21 protein-coding genes are annotated in these 15,700 nt (G+C 60.4%); 9 read left to right on the plus strand and 12 right to left on the minus strand.

What is annotated here, in order from left to right; genetic code table 11:
• Positions 1 to 47: 47 nt before the first annotated feature.
• From AX703_RS02745 to AX703_RS02770, 6 genes are all read right to left on the minus strand, one after another.
• On the minus strand, positions 48 to 608 hold the full coding sequence (locus AX703_RS02745; protein WP_231735324.1) for a hypothetical protein: 561 nt from the start codon (positions 606 to 608) through the stop codon (positions 48 to 50).
• A gap of 106 nt (positions 609 to 714) precedes the next feature.
• Positions 715 to 1,683 carry a magnesium and cobalt transport protein CorA gene (locus tag AX703_RS02750; RefSeq protein ID WP_062342469.1) on the minus strand — a complete coding sequence of 323 codons (969 nt, stop codon included), beginning with the start codon at positions 1,681 to 1,683 and terminating at the stop codon, positions 715 to 717.
• On the minus strand, positions 1,680 to 2,384 hold the full coding sequence (locus AX703_RS02755; protein WP_062342471.1) for a glutathione S-transferase N-terminal domain-containing protein: 705 nt from the start codon (positions 2,382 to 2,384) through the stop codon (positions 1,680 to 1,682). The genes AX703_RS02750 and AX703_RS02755 overlap by 4 nt, the downstream gene beginning before the upstream one ends.
• A 134-nt stretch (positions 2,385 to 2,518) precedes the next feature.
• On the minus strand, positions 2,519 to 3,058 hold the full coding sequence (msrA, locus tag AX703_RS02760) for a peptide-methionine (S)-S-oxide reductase MsrA (RefSeq protein ID WP_027297090.1): 540 nt from the start codon (positions 3,056 to 3,058) through the stop codon (positions 2,519 to 2,521).
• 1 nt (position 3,059) lies between these two features.
• Positions 3,060 to 3,503, minus strand: coding sequence for a peptide-methionine (R)-S-oxide reductase MsrB (gene msrB, locus AX703_RS02765; RefSeq protein ID WP_024350804.1), 444 nt, complete (start codon positions 3,501 to 3,503; stop codon positions 3,060 to 3,062).
• Positions 3,504 to 3,649: 146 nt separating this feature from the next.
• Positions 3,650 to 4,525, minus strand: a complete 876-nt coding sequence (locus tag AX703_RS02770) for a LysR family transcriptional regulator (protein ID WP_062342473.1) — start codon at positions 4,523 to 4,525, stop codon at positions 3,650 to 3,652.
• Between the two features lie 226 nt (positions 4,526 to 4,751).
• On the opposite strand from AX703_RS02770, the gene AX703_RS02775 reads away from it, so the two are divergent.
• The 3 genes from AX703_RS02775 to AX703_RS02785 all read left to right on the plus strand — a co-directional run bounded on the left by AX703_RS02775 (position 4,752) and on the right by AX703_RS02785 (position 7,381).
• Positions 4,752 to 5,978 carry a bifunctional alpha/beta hydrolase/OsmC family protein gene (locus tag AX703_RS02775; RefSeq protein ID WP_062342512.1) on the plus strand — a complete coding sequence of 409 codons (1,227 nt, stop codon included), beginning with the start codon at positions 4,752 to 4,754 and terminating at the stop codon, positions 5,976 to 5,978.
• 28 nt (positions 5,979 to 6,006) lie between these two features.
• Positions 6,007 to 6,543, plus strand: coding sequence for a peptide-methionine (S)-S-oxide reductase MsrA (gene msrA, locus AX703_RS02780; protein ID WP_062342514.1), 537 nt, complete (start codon positions 6,007 to 6,009; stop codon positions 6,541 to 6,543).
• Between the two features lie 76 nt (positions 6,544 to 6,619).
• Positions 6,620 to 7,381: a ZIP family metal transporter gene (locus AX703_RS02785; protein ID WP_062342475.1), complete on the plus strand. Its 762-nt coding sequence runs from the start codon at positions 6,620 to 6,622 to the stop codon at positions 7,379 to 7,381.
• A 20-nt stretch (positions 7,382 to 7,401) separates the two neighbouring features.
• Here AX703_RS02785 and AX703_RS02790 read toward each other — a convergent pair whose 3' ends face one another.
• Positions 7,402 to 7,896: a MarR family winged helix-turn-helix transcriptional regulator gene (locus AX703_RS02790; RefSeq protein ID WP_230450755.1), complete on the minus strand. Its 495-nt coding sequence runs from the start codon at positions 7,894 to 7,896 to the stop codon at positions 7,402 to 7,404.
• Between the two features lie 311 nt (positions 7,897 to 8,207).
• On the minus strand, positions 8,208 to 8,909 hold the full coding sequence (gene rpiA, locus AX703_RS02795; RefSeq protein ID WP_062342477.1) for a ribose-5-phosphate isomerase RpiA: 702 nt from the start codon (positions 8,907 to 8,909) through the stop codon (positions 8,208 to 8,210).
• A gap of 258 nt (positions 8,910 to 9,167) precedes the next feature.
• On the opposite strand from rpiA, the gene gap reads away from it, so the two are divergent.
• From gap to AX703_RS28770, 5 genes are all read left to right on the plus strand, one after another.
• On the plus strand, positions 9,168 to 10,175 hold the full coding sequence (gap, locus tag AX703_RS02800) for a type I glyceraldehyde-3-phosphate dehydrogenase (protein WP_062342479.1): 1,008 nt from the start codon (positions 9,168 to 9,170) through the stop codon (positions 10,173 to 10,175).
• Positions 10,176 to 10,316: 141 nt separating this feature from the next.
• Positions 10,317 to 10,538, plus strand: coding sequence for an XRE family transcriptional regulator (locus AX703_RS02805; protein WP_197430705.1), 222 nt, complete (start codon positions 10,317 to 10,319; stop codon positions 10,536 to 10,538).
• A gap of 92 nt (positions 10,539 to 10,630) precedes the next feature.
• Positions 10,631 to 11,140, plus strand: coding sequence for a MarR family winged helix-turn-helix transcriptional regulator (locus tag AX703_RS02810; protein WP_062342481.1), 510 nt, complete (start codon positions 10,631 to 10,633; stop codon positions 11,138 to 11,140).
• A 35-nt stretch (positions 11,141 to 11,175) separates the two neighbouring features.
• Positions 11,176 to 11,682 (plus strand): YkgB family protein, encoded by a 507-nt coding sequence (locus AX703_RS02815; RefSeq protein ID WP_062342483.1) that lies wholly within the window; start codon positions 11,176 to 11,178, stop codon positions 11,680 to 11,682.
• Between the two features lie 11 nt (positions 11,683 to 11,693).
• Positions 11,694 to 12,158, plus strand: a complete 465-nt coding sequence (locus tag AX703_RS28770; protein WP_062342516.1) for a DUF6314 family protein — start codon at positions 11,694 to 11,696, stop codon at positions 12,156 to 12,158.
• Here the strand turns inward: AX703_RS28770 and AX703_RS02825 are convergent.
• On the minus strand, positions 12,138 to 13,115 hold the full coding sequence (locus AX703_RS02825) for a YeeE/YedE thiosulfate transporter family protein (RefSeq protein WP_347881917.1): 978 nt from the start codon (positions 13,113 to 13,115) through the stop codon (positions 12,138 to 12,140). The two genes, AX703_RS28770 and AX703_RS02825, sit on opposite strands and share 21 nt — an antisense overlap.
• 18 nt (positions 13,116 to 13,133) lie before the next feature.
• Positions 13,134 to 13,667 (minus strand): MarR family winged helix-turn-helix transcriptional regulator, encoded by a 534-nt coding sequence (locus AX703_RS02830; RefSeq protein ID WP_062342490.1) that lies wholly within the window; start codon positions 13,665 to 13,667, stop codon positions 13,134 to 13,136.
• Between the two features lie 204 nt (positions 13,668 to 13,871).
• Between AX703_RS02830 and AX703_RS02835 the strand changes: the two genes are divergently transcribed.
• Complete coding sequence (locus tag AX703_RS02835) at positions 13,872 to 14,783, plus strand: LysR family transcriptional regulator (RefSeq protein ID WP_231735326.1); 912 nt, start codon at positions 13,872 to 13,874, stop codon at positions 14,781 to 14,783.
• Here AX703_RS02835 and AX703_RS02840 read toward each other — a convergent pair.
• Both AX703_RS02840 and AX703_RS02845 read right to left on the minus strand, forming a co-directional pair.
• Entirely contained in the window at positions 14,780 to 15,016 is a 237-nt protein-coding gene (locus AX703_RS02840; RefSeq protein WP_062342518.1) for a DUF2274 domain-containing protein, read from the minus strand. The genes AX703_RS02835 and AX703_RS02840 overlap by 4 nt on opposite strands.
• Positions 15,017 to 15,018: 2 nt before the next feature.
• The coding region (locus tag AX703_RS02845) for a TrbI/VirB10 family protein (RefSeq protein ID WP_197423590.1) at positions 15,019 to 15,700 on the minus strand (682 nt) is incomplete at its 5' end.

A 15,700-nucleotide genomic window follows, 5' to 3' on the forward strand; every position in this document is an offset into this window, starting at 1 on the left:
CCCATCCTTCGTTCGGGTCCAATTTGTTCCCGCACGCTGCGCCGACCTCATTCGTCGGGAATCACGTCTTCGCCCTGGTAGGGAATCCTTATCAGCCGGGGATCCCGAATAATGCTCGTCACGAGCCAGACGTATGATTGTTCTGCTGTATCGAAGCCAAGGATGCTGAAGGCTCCCCCGAACGGGCATGCCGGGAAGTCTGGGAAGCCTTCCCGCAAAACGTAACGCTCAGGGTCGCGATCAAACTCGCTTTTGTAGACCTTGCGCAGCCCATGCTTGCTCGGCACGTCCGCGTCACCGGCCGGAGATGTTTCACGATGCTCAAGAAGCCGTTCGGACAGGTCGCGGTGGCATATCTCGTCGAACACATCGAAGGCATCGATCAGCAGACCTTTGTGCTCGGTCGCCGGGTCGGTGATGGCGTAGATGTTCGATGCGTCTTCGGCTCCATCGCCGCTTTCGAGGCGTAACGCGGCATCGACACGGATGCTGCATGCGTCGAGGGTCGATCCGAGCTCGAGATCGACGAGAGCGCCGTCCTTCACACGGTACTCTCGGTCATAGCCCTTAGCCACGAAAGACTGCACGGCGTCCAGAACGTCTGTCACTTGAGTTGTCATCAACGCACCTCGAGTTCGGATTGTAAGGGTTGCGCGCCGACCGAAGGCGCGCATTGGCGCGGTGACCGACCAGCACGGAAGGTGCGGAGCGCCATCACAGCCACTTGGCTCGCTTGAAGCGGACGAACAGGACAAGACAGAACGTCAGCATCAGGCCGAGCACGACGAAGTAGCCGTACGCTGTGTCCAGCTCCGGCATATTCCTGAAGTTCATTCCATATATCCCCGCGATGGCCGTAGGGACCGCGAGTATCGCCGCCCATGCAGCGAGTTGGCGTGTGATGACGCCTGTCCTTTGCGCCTCGAGAAGGCTGCTGAATTCGAAGACCGTGGACAGCACCTGGAGGAGGCCATCGACCATGGACTGGACGCGGTCGACGTGGTCGGCAACGTCGTTGAAATACGGCCGCACCTCAGCGCTGATACACGGGAAATGTCCGCGAACAAGCTTGCGCACCAGTTCCGCCATAGCGCCAAGGGTTCGCTGGAAACGGGTCAATTCGCACCGCAAGCCGAAGATGCGCGCGACCTCCTCCCGCCCCAGGAAGTCGTCGAGCGATCGCCTCTCCATCGCGAGGACATCGTCTTCGATCATTTCGAAGATCGGCAGATACTGATCGACGATGCGGTGAAGGATGGCGTGCAGGACGTAATCGACACCCTTACCAAACTGAGCAGGCGAACCCTCAAGCTGCTCGCGAAGATTGCCGAGCGCTCCGGCGTTGCCGTGACGCACGGTGATCAGATGGTTGTGACCAGTGAAGATCGCCGTCTTGCCGTAGCGTATGCGGTCCCCGACCAGCTCGGCCGTCTGAGCGACGACGTAAAGCTCGCCGTTATAGACTTCGAGCTTCGGCGGGCACATCGGGTGCATCGCGTTATCGATCGCCAATGGATGCAGATTGTAGGTCGCCTGAAGCGCCCTGAGTTCGCTTTCCGAAGGCTCGCTGAGCCCGATCCAGCAGAAGCCAGATCGGTTCTTGTCGAGTTCGATCCGCTCGTCGATAGCGACCTCGCGGATGCGGCGACCCTCGTTGTAATAATAAGCGGCGATGACGCTCATGCGGGCCTCGCCGGGATGACCAGGCCCCGCTGCACGGCTGGTCGAGCGAGGCCGCGATCCAACCAACCCCGGACGTTCCGATGATCGGCGATGCGCAACAGGTCGCCGGCGTCATAGGTGCCGACCAGGGCATTGACCCAGCCGAGCGTCGCGATGTCGGCGATGGAATAGTCGTCGACGATCCACTCGCGCCCATCTAGCTGGCGATCCAAGATTCCCAGCAGGCGCTTCGACTCGTCGGCGAACCGTTGCTGAGGCCGCTTGTCTTCGTAGTCCTTTCCGCCCCAGCGCAGGAAGAAGCCCAGCTGACCAAACATCGGGCCGATCGCAGACATCTGGAAGAATACCCAGCTCAGCACCTCATAGCGCCTGGCTTGTCCCGGTGGGATCAGCCGGCCCGTCTTCTCGGCGAGGTAAACGAGGATCGCACCGGACTCCCAAACCCCGAGCGGCTCACCATCGGGGCCTGACGGATCGATGATCGCAGGGATCCGCCCGTTTGGGTTCAGCGACACGAATGCGGGGTCTTTGGTCTCGTTTGTGCTGATGTCGATAAAGTGCGGCTCGTATGGCAGGCCGGTCTCCTCAAGCATGATGGACACCTTGACGCCGTTGGGCGTGGGCGCCGCATAGAGTTGCAGGAGATCAGGATTGGAGGCAGGCCAGCGCTCGGTGATCGGATATGACGAAAGGTCTGGCATGCTGGGGCAATCCTACCAAATCGATGGCCGGCAAGCGGCATGACCGCTTGAGGGGCCTTTCGAGGACCGCATCGTTCGCCGATGCGGTCCCATTGCTTGCGATGCAGAGCGCTATGTCGCGATAGGCGCTGCAGCTATTCAGCTGCCGCTCCGGTGGTAGGCTGGGTAGCACCAGCGTCGTCACGCTTGGGGAGCACCCAATTCGCGCGCGGGAAATGGCACGTGTAACCGCCCGGACGCTTCTCGAGATAGTCTTGGTGCTCCGGCTCCGCTTCCCAGAAATCGCCGACGGGCTCGACTTCGGTGACGACTTTTCCGTCCCACAGTCCGGAGGCGTCGACGTCGGCGATCGTCTCCTCGGCGACCCGTTTCTGCTCCTCATCGACATAGTAGATGCCTGATCGATAGGAGAGGCCGCGATCGTTGCCTTGCCGATCTTTCGTCGTCGGGTCGTGGATCTGGAAGAAGTATTCCAGGATGTTGCGGTAGCTTGTCGCTGCCGGGTCGAAAATGATCTCGATCCCTTCAGCGTGAGTGCCGTGATTGCGATAGGTGGCGTTCGGGACGTCGCCACCGGTGTATCCGACGCGGGTCGACACGATGCCGGGCTGCTTGCGGATCAGATCCTGCATGCCCCAAAAACATCCGCCTGCGAGAACAGCGCGCTGATGCATGTTACGCCTCCTCCACCTGATCGAGATATTCGCCGTAGCCCTCGGCTTCCATCTCATCGCGCGGGATGAAGCGAAGGGCGGCCGAGTTGATGCAATACCGCAGTCCGCCACGGTCGGCCGGACCGTCGGGGAACACGTGGCCGAGATGGCTGTCGCCATGGACCGATCGAACTTCCGTCCGGACCATGCCGTGAGAACTGTCCCGCACCTCGTTCACGTGCGCGGGGACGATAGGCTTGGTGAAGCTGGGCCAGCCGGATTTCGACTCGAACTTGTCCGTCGATGCGAAAAGCGGCTCTCCGGACACGACATCGACGTAGATGCCCGGTTCCTTGTTATCGTTGTATTCACCGGTGAAGGCCCGCTCCGTGCCGTCTTCCTGAGTGATCCGGCGTTGCTCGGGGGTCAGGCGGTCGATCGCTGCCTGAGACTTTTCAAACTTCATGATCGTCTCCAATACTTGGTTACAGGGCCAGGCACATTACGGACATCTTATCTTGCTTGACGGTCGCCTCGACTATCGCAGTGCCAAATATATTTATCCAATACGCTGTGCGTATAGTTTCCATAGCTCCGCTGTGTCAGCGGTGTTCAGTTCCACGCGTATCTGGCCGCCAACTGCGCGATCTTTCGGATCTCAACCGGCGCCGTGGAGCCGGAGACCGTCGCGATCACGACCTCTCGCTCGAGGACGAACCCGTCGATAGGACGGGTAACCAGACCTTGGGCTGTAGCCGACCGCTCCGGAAGGATGCATATGGCCTCGCCTTCGGCGACGACCCGTTGCACCCAATCGTCACGATCGGACCGGAAGCGCGGTCGCATCAGCACCTCCCGTCGTGCGAAATGGTCTAGGATCTGCTCGCGAAACTCACACTTCAAACGATCGACGAACGGGAACTCCAACAGGTCCTCGCCGCGCACGATATCGCTCGCCGCGAGCGGGTGCTTTGCGGAACAGCCGAGCACGAAGCGCTCGCGGAACAGAGGTCGCACATCAAGCTTGCGGTCCGGCCGCGTCTCGCGTGGCAGGATGCATGCGTGATACTTGCCCGACAGCACCTCCGATGTGTCTTCACTCGCCCCAAGCGAATGCATCTTGATCTCGATCGATGGCACCTCGGCCAACGCGCTCTCGAAAAAAGCCGTGAATAGCTTCGGCCCGACGGTCGGAGCGACGGCTACGTCCAAGACCCGGTGCCTTCCCATGGCCCAGTTCTCAGAATGATGCCGAACACTTTTCATCGCAACTAACATGCGCCGAAACTCAGCCTCCACGTCCTGGCCAAGGCCGGTGAGACGGCTGTTCTTCCCATCGCGATAAATGAGCGGACCGCCGAGTTCTTCCTCCAAGCGGCGGATCGCGCGTGTCAGACTCGGCTGGGACACACCGCTCAACCGCGCCGCTGCTGTAAAATTCAGCGTCTCGGCCAAGTTTATGAAATAGCTGACCTGATTGAGTTCCATAGCCCTTCGGCCTGCGCGCCCTGACTGATGCCGCTTCCAGGACCGGTCTTTTCGACCGCCACCAGAAGTATGCGCGACGCATATAATCACGCTTTAGGGGCTTGTCTATATGCGCCACGCATATAAAAAGAATGTCTTGGACGGCTAGTCCGGGCCTGATGGCGCTTCCGCCAGGGCCCAAGGGTTCCGGTGCACCCACTAAGTCGCCGTGGGAGGCTCGACGCTTATGACAGGAACACCGTTCACGTTTCCCGGTGGTGGAGGCTCTAATCTAACCGGGTATTTGGAGGCGCCCGAAGGTACGCCTCGCGGCTGGGCTATTTTCGCCCATTGCTTCACTTGCGGGAAAGACAGTCGCGCCGCCGTGTACATCGCACGTGCGCTTTCGCGGGCCGGTATTGGCGTCTTGCGGTTCGACTTCGCCGGCACAGGGATCGAGAGTTCTGCGGATGAAGCGATAAGCTTCGCTTCCGACGTCGATGATCTTAGGGCCGCCGCGGAGGCCATGGCTGTCGCCGGTAAGGCCCCCTCCCTCCTTGTCGGACACAGCCTGGGTGGCACGGCTGCGATCGTGGCCGCCGCCGACTTGCCGGATATCGCAGCGGTAGTGACGATCGGCGCCCCGGCTGACCTTCAGCATATATTGCGCGTCTTTCAACCTGCCGACCTAGACGCGATAGCGAGCGAGGGCGAGGCATCTGTGGAGATTGCTGGCAGGCCCTTCCCGATCCGCCGCAGTTTCCTGGAAACGGTCGACGAAGTGGACGTCGAGAGGTCTATCGCTGCCCTTCGACGTCCGGTGCTTGTGATGCATTCACCGGTGGATCAAGTCGTGGCTATCGAGCACGCCTCGCGCATCTTCGTCGCGTCGCGCCATCCCAAGAGCTTTGTTTCGCTCGACAAGGCCGATCACCTTCTCACCGATGTCGAAGATGCGAATTACGCCTCAGCTATGGTCGCAGCCTGGGCAAGCCGCTTCCTGCCTCCGCTCGCGGCGGACCTTCCACAAGTCGAGGTAGCGAATGGAGTCGTGGCGTCGGAAACGTTAGCGGGGAAGTTCCAACTCACGGTCCGTAGTGGCGGGCACACGCTGTTCGCCGATGAACCGGAATCGGTCGGAGGTCTCGGCAGCGGCCTGTCTCCGTACGAACTGGTGTCGGCCGGACTGGCCGCCTGCACGGTGATGACAATGCGTCTTTACGCGAACCGCAAAGGCTTCCCGCTGGAGCGAGCGACGACGACCGTGCGACACGAGAAAGTGGCGGACATGATGCCTCCCGACCGCTTCACGCGCACCGTCTTTCTCGATGGGCCGCTCAGCGATGAACAGCGCGCGCGCCTACTGGAAATCGCGGATCGGTGTCCGGTCGACCTGACACTCGTTCGAGGCTCGGATGTGCAGACCGAACTTTCGAGCAATGCGCAGCCTGCAGGTGCGGCGCCGGCGAACTGATGTGGTGCACAGAGCGGAGGTTGATCGGATGCAGAGTCTGCCCACTACTGACCAGACGCCGACACGAACCGAGCGAGCGATACTTGCGGGTGGATGTTTCTGGGGCCTCGAAGATTTACTTCGCCGCGCGAAGGGCGTCGTGGCGACGCGTGTGGGCTACATCGGCGGCGAACTGCCAGACCCGACTTACACGAGACACCATGGTCATGCGGAAGCGGTGGAGGTCACGTTCGATCCTTCGATACTGACGTATCGTGCTCTCCTTGAACTCTTCTTCCAAATCCACGATCCGACGACATACGAGCAACAAGGCAGCGACGTCGGGCCAAGCTATCGGTCCGCGATTTTCTATACCTCTGAAGAGCAGATGGACGTTGCTCTGGAGACAATCGCCGAGATTGAGGCGTCTGGTCGCTGGCCGGGACCTGTCGTATCCGAGATCAACCCGGAAGAGCCGTTCTGGGAGGCCGAGCCAGAGCATCAGAAGTACCTCCAGCGTCGACCCGGCGGCTATAGCTGCCACTTCGAGCGACCGGCCTGGCGATTGGACCGAGCGAAACGATGAGCGCGCAGGGACGGTCATCAACGGTACGCACGCGATGGCGCTCGCCCCGCGTTGCTAGGTCAGCCGGGTTCTTGCGATGATACCCGAATACGCAATCGCCGGCTTGTGGGGGCTTTTGTCAGGAAGCGGACTTCTGGTGGGGGCGGTACTTGCGGACGTGCTGTACGGGCGACTCACTCACCGCATGATCTCAGCGGTGATGGGCTTCGGTGGTGGTGTGTTGATTGCCGTGGTCGCTACCGAACTCATCGGTGATCGCGTGTCGGCTGGCATGGGACCTTGGGCGATCTTTGCGCTGCTCGCAGGGGCCGCAATCCTCAGCGGCACAAACTGGTTTCTCTCTCGCAGGGGCGCAAAGCATCGAAAGCGATGCGGTGAATGCACCGAGCAGGCCACTGAACAGGAGCACCGCGGCAGCGGTGCTGCGATTGCGCTCGGCAGCGTTCTCGACGGCATTCCAGAGGCCCTCGTGATTGGGATGTCCGTGGCTGGCGGAGGCAAGATCAGCCTTGCAGTAGTGGCAGGCTTCTTTTTGGCTAATGTGCCACAGGGTCTATCGAGCACTTCCGGAATGAAGGTCGCGGGCCGATCGCGAAGCTATATCTACGCGGTCTGGATCGGTATTCCGCTACTTGTTTGCATCGCCGCCGGTACGGGAAACCTTCTGCTCGGCTCTGCGTCCACTCAAGCCCCTGCCATTCTGTCGTTCGCAGCTGGCGCGGTCATAGCGATGCTGGCGGAGGCCATGATCCCCGAGGCTTTCGAGAAGGCGCCGCCGTTCATAGGTCTGATCACGGTCGTGGGGTTCCTGGCGGCGTATCTCATCGCTCAACACTGAAACCTGCGAATTCCGACGCCCTAAGCCTCGCCGCCGTTCTCGCGATCTACCCCGCGCTCGTGCAATTCGGCATCGATCGGGCAATTCGTGCAGCCCTCGTAACAGCACAAACGGCAGATGCGGTAGGAATGCTCGAGGTTTTCCAAGCGGTCGCGCAGCACGCGTTCAGCAATGCTGTAAAGGGCGTCCAACTCGGTAGGGGTGAGGATCGATAGTCCCTCAGCGATCACCTTGTCGCGCGAGGCCAAGACCGCATCGCTCGCGACCTTGCCAGCCTCTGTAAGATGGAGGGACCGCGTGCGCCCGTCAGTCGAATGCTCACGCCGCTCGACCAATCCCTCCGTCGACAAACGGTCCACCAAGCGGACGGTCGCGGCATGGGAAAGTCCCACCCCAACTGACAGCATGCGGATCGATAGCCCTGGCTTATGGGCAATCAACGCAAGCGCCGAGGCGGCGGGTCCAGCTTCTGGCGCCCGCGATGAACTAGCGCGAACGATGTCGTCGCTGATCATGAGTGCGAACGCCCCAAAGATATTTCGATCTCGAGGTCCATCCATTGCCCCATCTATATGTGCGCGAAGCATAGACAGCAAGCCATACCCCTGCGGCGCTGGGGGATTGTGGCAAACCGAAAGGCGCGCCTTTACAGTGGTTTAGGATACGCTGCGGATGGCGCGGAAGATTGAAATACAGGACTTCGATCGTCGGGTCACACAAAATGGCGATACCTGGCGGCTATGGATCGGGGTGGGCTGTCGTGATTTCGGCTGCCTGACGGCCGAATCACATCACGCCTGCGCCAGGTGCCACCCCTCGTCGGCACCTAACGGAGGGATCCGGGGGCTTGCTTTCTGAGATGCACCTCGACCGTCTCACCGCGTCCGACCACCACAGTGTCAATCTCGCTAAGAAACAAGCCGTGCTCCATGACGCCGGGGATGGCATCGATCGCTCCGGCGATCTCGATCGGCCGAAGGGCCTTGCCGAAGGCTGCATCCAAGATGTGATTGCTCTGGTCTGTGATGAATGGTTCTCCGCCGACCGAGCGAAGCGTCACACTGGCTCCGAGGTCGGCAAGATGCGTTCGCACGAACTCGCTCGCGAAGGGCACGACTTCGACCGCCAGAGGAAACCCGCCGAGTCGTCGAACGACTTTGCAAGCGTCTACGATCACGATCATTCGGCTAGAAGCGGCGGCCACGACCTTCTCTCGGAGTAAGGCGCCGCCACCGCCTTTGATTGCCTGAAAGTGGCAGTCGATCTCGTCAGCGCCGTCGATCGTGAGGTCTACCGAACTGAATTGCTCAAAAGGAACGAGCGGCACCGCGAGACGACGAGCGAACATTTCGGTCGCTCGGGAGGTGGCGACAGCGGTGATGCGAAGGCCCTGCCGAATGCGGTCGCTCAGGCTCTTAATGGCATAGGCTGTTGTGCTTCCGGTCCCAAGGCCAACGAACATGCCATCTTCGATCTCGTCGACCGCTCTAGCTGCAGCCAGCCTCTTCTCTGCTTCTCGGTCAGTCATCTAACGCCACTTCATCTCACCGGCATGCGTGCCATCACCAGGTCGATTATGAAACCGGGCGGCGCAAACCTAATCCTCCATGCCGACATTGCCTCGTTGACCTGCAGCCAACAGACGGATAGGTCTATGCGTGGCGCATACATAATGAGGATGGTCTGATCGGCAAGCTTTCGCTGCTGGAGACGACCACCGCGTGCCAGGCGGCACTGAGCGAAGTGCGTATGCCGTAGCCAGTTCGGCGAACCAGGGGAAACAGGCATGACGGTCAAGGTCGCAATCAACGGTTTCGGTCGGATCGGACGACTGGCCTTAAGGTCGATCGTCGAACTACGGCGTGACGACATCGAGGTGGTTGCGATCAACGACCTCGGGCCGGTTGCTACGTTGGCGCACCTCCTGAAGTACGATTCAGTTCACGGCCCCTTTCAAGGATCGATAGCCACCGGCGAAGACTGGATCGACATCGGGTCCGGTAAAATCAAAGTGTCTTCGGAGCGCGATCCATCAAAGCTTCCGCATAATGAGCTTGGAGTCGACGTGGCGCTCGAATGCACGGGTTTGTTCACCTCCAAGGAGAAGGCTGAATCGCACATCCGTGCGGGAGCAAAGCGCGTGCTCGTCTCCGCGCCCAGCGAGGGGGCAGACAAGACGATCGTCTTCAAGGTCAATCACGAAACGCTGACAACCGAAGATGTCGTCGTATCGAATGGCTCATGCACCACGAATGTCCTCGCGCCCGTCGCGAAGATCCTGAACGATCTATGTGGCATTGAGCGGGGCTACATGACCACGGTTCACGCCTATACCGGTGACCAACCGACGCTGGATACCGTGCATAAGGATCTCTACCGCGCACGGGCAGCCGCGCTGTCGATGATCCCAACCTCGACCGGAGCCGCGAACGCAATCGGACGCGTGCTGCCAGAACTGAAAGGCAAGCTTCATGGCTCGTCAATCCGCGTGCCAACGCCGAACGTATCGGTCGTCGATCTCGCTATTTCCGCATCCCGGGAGGTCACGATCGACGAAGTGAACGACGCCATTCGTCAGGCTGCGAGTGGTCCTATGAGTGGGGTGCTCGCTTACACGACAGAGCCATTGGTGTCTGTGGATCTGACCCACCGGACCGAATCCTCGATCGTCGCGCTACCCCAGACCGATGTCGTCGATGGCCGGATGGTTCGCGTGCTTGCTTGGTACGACAACGAGTGGAGCTTTGCGACACGCATGGCGGATGTCGCCGTGGTGATGGCGAAGCTCATCTAGCGGATCGGTTGCGGGAAAAGTCGGATCTTGGCGACAAGATGCGTTCGCGAAACGGAGGCATTGAACATGAATGGGCCACTAGCACGTGCAGCGAGAGCGCTCATTCAGTGGCCGCGATCACATGTCGCCAAGATCGCAGGCTTGGAGGAAGAGGCGCTAGCTCAATTCGAAGCCGGCGCCAGCGTGTTTGCAGCCTCAGATCTGACGCGGCTGCGGGACGCGCTCGAACGCGGCGGCGCGGTCTTCATCGGCGAGGACAATAGTGGAGGGCTCGGCGTGAGGCTTAAATTCAACGCCAAGGATGTGCGTGCGATCAATCGGATGGAGGGCGAAGGTGGGCCGGTAGGCACCGACGACGTCTAAGCCTTCCAGCGAACGCTTGTACTCCGGCACGAGGCTCGACACCGGCCCACAGATACTGTATGCGCGACGCATATATTGCGTGAGTCGCGGCGATGGATGACCCCTCGGATCGCTTGATCAACATCTTTGGCGCGCTGTCTCAAGCGGTGTCTGACCGCGTGCGCTTGGCGATCGCTGAAGCATTCAATGCGGGGGGCGAGACGGCCGCGGCTTTGATCGCGATCGGTCACGCGCCAGGAATGTCGATCGGCCAGGTACGGCAAACTCTCCGGCTTTCGCATGCAGGTGCAGTTCGCGTCGTCGAGAGGCTAGGCGAGCAAGGCCTGGTGGCGAAATCGCCATCGCCCTCTGACCGCCGGGTAGTTCATGTCTCGCTGACCTCGCGTGGTCAGGTGGAGCGGACCAAGCTGCTAGGTCTGCGGAACGCGGCGGTGTCCGAGCTGCTGAGCAAAGTGTCGGCTGACGATCGCGTCGTGCTGGAGCGGGCCGCGGACAACATCCTGTCGTCGCTGTTCTCGGACCCCCACGGCGGCTTGGCAACCTGTCGTCTGTGCGATCAGGCCCGCTGTACCGATTGCCCAGTCGGCCACCATCGTCCGTGACGCCCTGACGATCATCCCCTTTTGAGGAGTTCGATATGAGTATTTTCGATCGGTATGAATTGCTTGTGCCCGAGCGCAGTCGGAAGGAACTGGCGCTGTTGAGATGGGCGCTCGTGATCGTTTTCTCTTGGTTCGGCGCGATGAAATTCACGGCCTACGAGGCCGATGGCATCGCCCCCTTCATCGGCCATAGTCCGATCATGAGTTGGCTGGGTATGTTCGGGGTACAGGGCCAAAGTTACTTTGTCGGCGTCATCGAGCTGTCGACCGCAGTCGTGCTGGCCTTAGGGGCTTTCCGCGCATCCTTCTCAGCGCTTGGCGCGCTCATGTCGGCGGCGACCTACTTCATCACCCTAACCTTCTTTTTTACGACGCCTGGGGTCGGGGAGCCGACTGCTGGAGGCTTTCCTGCGATATCTGCCGCTCCTGGCCAGTTTCTGCTGAAGGACGCAGTCTTGCTGGCGGCATCACTTGTGCTGCTGCTTGCGTCGGTCCAACCCAAAAATGAGCGCCTGGGGCCGATGACCACCGATCGGTTGTGAGCATAGGCACGATGGTCTTGGACACGCTCCGTGGAAAGTGGGCGCTTCGTCGCAACGTCGATCCGACGGGCGAACAACTGATTGGCGACGCGGATTTTGCTTCGACAGGTGAATCCACGCTCACCTATCGAGAAAGCGGGATACTTCGGCTTCGGGATGGCCGCGAACTCTCAGCGTCTCGGCAATATCGGTACTGCGCGATCGGCAACCGAGTAGACGTTCAGTTCGCAGACGGACCGAACACCGGGAAGCTGTTTCTCAACCTTGAATTCTCGCGCAAGAATTGGGGGTACGAGGCAACAGACACCCACGTCTGCGGTGACGACGCCTATCACGCTTTTTACCGAATTCTCGACGCAGGATCTTTCGAGACAGTTATCAGGGTCATTGGTCCACGAAAGGCGTACGACCTGCGGAGCCGGTACTCAAAGGTGTCACGAACGACGCTGGACCGTCTACTTTTTCCCTTGGCCTGACGCGCCGTTCCTGGCCAGTCTGTCACGCGCTTCGAATCCGAAAACGATCGTGGTCGTCATCACGAGGTAGGCGACTATGCCGCCCGGAGAAAGCGTAGGCATTGCGGCAAGGATTAAAGCGTCGTTGCCACCGGGTATCAGGCCGATGCCTATTCCCATCAACGCGCCGCCGGCGATCGACCGCAGGATGCCGGCGGCCGTCGGCCGCTGGAGACGCAAGCGACCCTGGCGCACGGATGCCGTGATGGCTCCCGCAACTGAGGCAATGACCGCAACCAGTGCGACCTCGCCTGTTGGCGACATTCGAAGAGGAAGGCCGCGTTGGATAAGGTCAGCGAATGTCCATGCTGGTGACAGAGCGTAGAGAAGCCCACCAGTGATACCAAGGCCAATCATTGAAGCGCCAAACGCCCAGTTCTGCCTTCTTTGCGGTGCGGTCTTCCGTGACACGAAAATCGCCGCTAGCCCGAGCACCACGGCTAAGGCAAGAAGCGTCGCGGCCCCAGGGACACTCGGCCTAGCGATGAAACTTGGCCATGTCGCGACGGCGCCAAACCGGCCGAAATCAGCGGCCAAGATGCCGATTGCCAGTCCGGCAGGAAGGGCAAGCAACCGCATCTCTCCATCCCCTAACCGTGCCAGTGAACCTAGCAGGCAGGTGTCATTTATGAGCGCGCCGAGGCCGAAGGCGATGGCGCCGATGATGAGGAGGCCGTTGACGCTCGTCGAGAGTGGGAGGGTCGCGTTCAGCGTCCCAAACCAGGCGAGCGGTATCGCAATAAGGCCAGCAGCCGCAGACGCCGCAACAAATCCGACGAACATTCTTGGTCGGCGCCGTTGCTGCAACTCATGAGCCGCTACGACCAAGCACGTGCCGCCTCGGTTCGCAGAATACCCGAACCAGAAGGCCAGTATGCATATGAGAAAGTCTAATGCGATCGATGCCAAAGATATCAAGCCTGCCTCGGTTTCTCGTCAGCCCTTGTGCGAAGGGCGCCGGCGCAGCTGGCGGGCGGGCTGAGATGCATTTTCAGCCGGTGTCTGTCCCCGGTAGCCAACCACGGGCCACATAGTCTCGACACCAGATTTCTCGTAACCATTTGCGATAAGGAGCCGCTCGGACAGTCGGCCTAGTTTGTTAAGGTCAGCCGTCGACAGCGGCGAGACACACGCTGCAATCACTTGTTCGCGCGCTCTGAGCAGAGCGCCGGTCATTTTCACACCTGCATTGGTCAAGTGGATAAAGCGCGCCCTCTTGTCCGCCGTGTGTCGCCGCCTTTCCACCAGGCGATCGGATTCGAGCCTATCGATCAATCGAACCGTTCCCGCATGGGAAAGCCGGATCCGGCTCGCCAGGACACTGATAGGTAATCCCGGCTCGAAGCTGAGAAAAACCATCAATGCAGCCGCGGGGCCGCTCGGCGAAAGCGAGGCTGATGCGCTCGCGATGCTGTCAGCTACCGCGAGCGCAAGTGCACCAAAATGATATTTGGCGGCCTCGGGCTCCATCCGGGAAGAATATATGCGTCACGCATAGACATCAAGCGCTCGAATATGTATGACCGGCGCATACATCTATCACGGATTCGGAGATGGTCATGCTCACTGATGGGCTCGGCTTGGATTCCCCATCTGAGATCGAAAAGCGGGGCCTCCTGCAAAGGCTTTGGAGCATCGCGCGCAGCTCGTGTGAACGGAAGCCGGGAACCGGGAATGCGCGTCATGCCTGATCTGACGCTCGATCTTCGATACCTTAAGTATGCTATCCACGTCGCCGAAGCGGGTAGTTTCCGCAGGGCGGCGGACCGCCTTTCGATATCGCAATCGACGGTCAGCCGCCGCGTTCAGATGCTCGAACGGCAGCTTGGCGTTTCCCTGTTCAAGCGCACGCGATCGGGCGCTGGATTGACGCCGGAAGGAGAGCGATTTCTTCAGCAAGCTGCGGTCGGGGCGAGGTATCTTCGCGAGGCCGCCACTGAGATGCGATCGGTCCGTAAACTTACGACTGGACTAGTCAGGTTCGGGATGCTCGAGGCGTTTCCGGCATGTCCCATAATCGACCTCTTGGCGACCTTTAGACAGCGAAACCCGACGATCGAGGTGAAGCTCGAAGAAGGCACGTCAGAGCAGAACGCCCTCGGCGTGGAGCGCGGGCTGCTAGATGCGGCGATCAGCCTGGGCGCAACGAAGGGCCCTCCGTTTCAGATTCGACGGTTGTGCGAACCCGACCTCTTCGTTGCCCTATCACCCATACACCAACTCGCGTCGCGACCGCGGCTCGCCTGGGAGGACATTTGCGACGAAGTCTTTCTTGTCCGCTCCGATGGTGCCGGGCGCGAACTCGCAGCTATTCTCCGGCGGATGCTGGGCGCTGCCGAAGAGGCCATCCAACTGTCTATCCAGCAGGTCAGCAGGGAAACACTTCTGACCATGGTCGAGCAAGGCTTCGGGCTGACGATAACGAGCGTCGTGCATCGGCCCGATATTGCATTGGTTCCGCTCACACCCGCGCGGGCGCCGACGGCGGCTATGATTTCGTCGAGCGATAACGACAATCCGGCTCTGCCGCTGCTGCTGAAGTGTTTCGATGTCCTGCCAGCCTTCAAGCAGAGCAGCACCAGCTAATCGGAGGCGTTCTGGGTCTTCGTACGCCTAGCCTTCGAGAAACCTCGATCGGTTGCGATGAACCGCTGCAACATCGGTACGATCAATCGCGCGGGCTCGACAGCAGGCAGGCCTTGTTCGCGTCCCAACAAATCCGCGTAATCGGAAAGGTCTTGGTGGAGAGCCGCCGGCAGCTCTACCTGAACCTTGATCGGCTTCTCGTCGGCGATCGGCCCCAGCTTTAGCTTCGACATCATCAGCCCCCATAAGGTTCGAGTACGAGATCACGGGTCACGACGACACGGACAGGAAATCCCGGTCGGATCGTCAATGTCGGAGCCACGTTGAGTTGCCGTCTGACGATCTGCTGACCGGCATCGTTGATCGTGTCTTGACCGCCATTTCGGATCGCCTGGATGAGACGGTCGTCATTGTCGGCGGCGAGCTCGGCGCCGATTCCGAGAAGAGTCGAGAGGCCGGCGGCCTTGGCAAGATCCCACCAGTGGTAATCGACGCCATCCTGCAGGCCGGCATAGCCTTCGACGTCTGCGCCGGGCTGGCGCTCGAGCACTATTGAACGGCCATTTGGGAAGATCAGTCGATTCCAGACTAGCAGGACGCGGCTTTGACCAAATTGCACATTGTTATCGTACTGGCCGATAATCCGCGTGCCTTGTGGCACGAGCAGAATGCGCCCTGTCGGGCTGTCGTAGATGTTTTCGGTCACCTGAGCGGTGATCTGGCCCGGAAGGTCGGATCGGATGCCGGTTATGAGAGCTGCTGCGATAACTGCGCCGGCCTGAAGGACATTTGGCGACGCTGGAGCAACGACGCGATCGGGCGACACCGTCCGTCGATCGGTCGCTGCGTTCAGGAAAGCGTTCTGACGCTCCTGCGCGGAGGGGGTGGCCGGCGGAGGTGCGAGGCCGAGGCTCGCC

Origin of the sequence: Novosphingobium sp. CCH12-A3, from assembly GCF_001556015.1 — a bacterium.
GTDB lineage: Bacteria > Pseudomonadota > Alphaproteobacteria > Sphingomonadales > Sphingomonadaceae > Novosphingobium > Novosphingobium subterraneum.

Coding starts and splice junctions, on each gene's coding strand:
- AX703_RS02755 (WP_062342471.1), bottom strand. CDS start 2,384: ATGCCAGACCTTTCGTCATATCCGATCACCGAGCGCTGGCCTGCCTCC.
- AX703_RS02835 (WP_231735326.1), top strand. CDS start 13,872: ATGCGCGTCATGCCTGATCTGACGCTCGATCTTCGATACCTTAAGTAT.
- gap (WP_062342479.1), top strand. CDS start 9,168: ATGACGGTCAAGGTCGCAATCAACGGTTTCGGTCGGATCGGACGACTG.
- AX703_RS02775 (WP_062342512.1), top strand. CDS start 4,752: ATGACAGGAACACCGTTCACGTTTCCCGGTGGTGGAGGCTCTAATCTA.
- AX703_RS02815 (WP_062342483.1), top strand. CDS start 11,176: ATGAGTATTTTCGATCGGTATGAATTGCTTGTGCCCGAGCGCAGTCGG.
- AX703_RS02750 (WP_062342469.1), bottom strand. CDS start 1,683: ATGAGCGTCATCGCCGCTTATTATTACAACGAGGGTCGCCGCATCCGC.
- AX703_RS02770 (WP_062342473.1), bottom strand. CDS start 4,525: ATGGAACTCAATCAGGTCAGCTATTTCATAAACTTGGCCGAGACGCTG.
- AX703_RS02840 (WP_062342518.1), bottom strand. CDS start 15,016: ATGTCGAAGCTAAAGCTGGGGCCGATCGCCGACGAGAAGCCGATCAAG.
- AX703_RS02785 (WP_062342475.1), top strand. CDS start 6,620: ATGATACCCGAATACGCAATCGCCGGCTTGTGGGGGCTTTTGTCAGGA.
- AX703_RS02790 (WP_230450755.1), bottom strand. CDS start 7,896: ATGATCAGCGACGACATCGTTCGCGCTAGTTCATCGCGGGCGCCAGAA.
- AX703_RS28770 (WP_062342516.1), top strand. CDS start 11,694: ATGGTCTTGGACACGCTCCGTGGAAAGTGGGCGCTTCGTCGCAACGTC.
- AX703_RS02810 (WP_062342481.1), top strand. CDS start 10,631: ATGGATGACCCCTCGGATCGCTTGATCAACATCTTTGGCGCGCTGTCT.
- AX703_RS02830 (WP_062342490.1), bottom strand. CDS start 13,667: ATGGAGCCCGAGGCCGCCAAATATCATTTTGGTGCACTTGCGCTCGCG.
- msrA (WP_062342514.1), top strand. CDS start 6,007: ATGCAGAGTCTGCCCACTACTGACCAGACGCCGACACGAACCGAGCGA.
- msrA (WP_027297090.1), bottom strand. CDS start 3,058: ATGCATCAGCGCGCTGTTCTCGCAGGCGGATGTTTTTGGGGCATGCAG.
- rpiA (WP_062342477.1), bottom strand. CDS start 8,909: ATGACTGACCGAGAAGCAGAGAAGAGGCTGGCTGCAGCTAGAGCGGTC.
- msrB (WP_024350804.1), bottom strand. CDS start 3,503: ATGAAGTTTGAAAAGTCTCAGGCAGCGATCGACCGCCTGACCCCCGAG.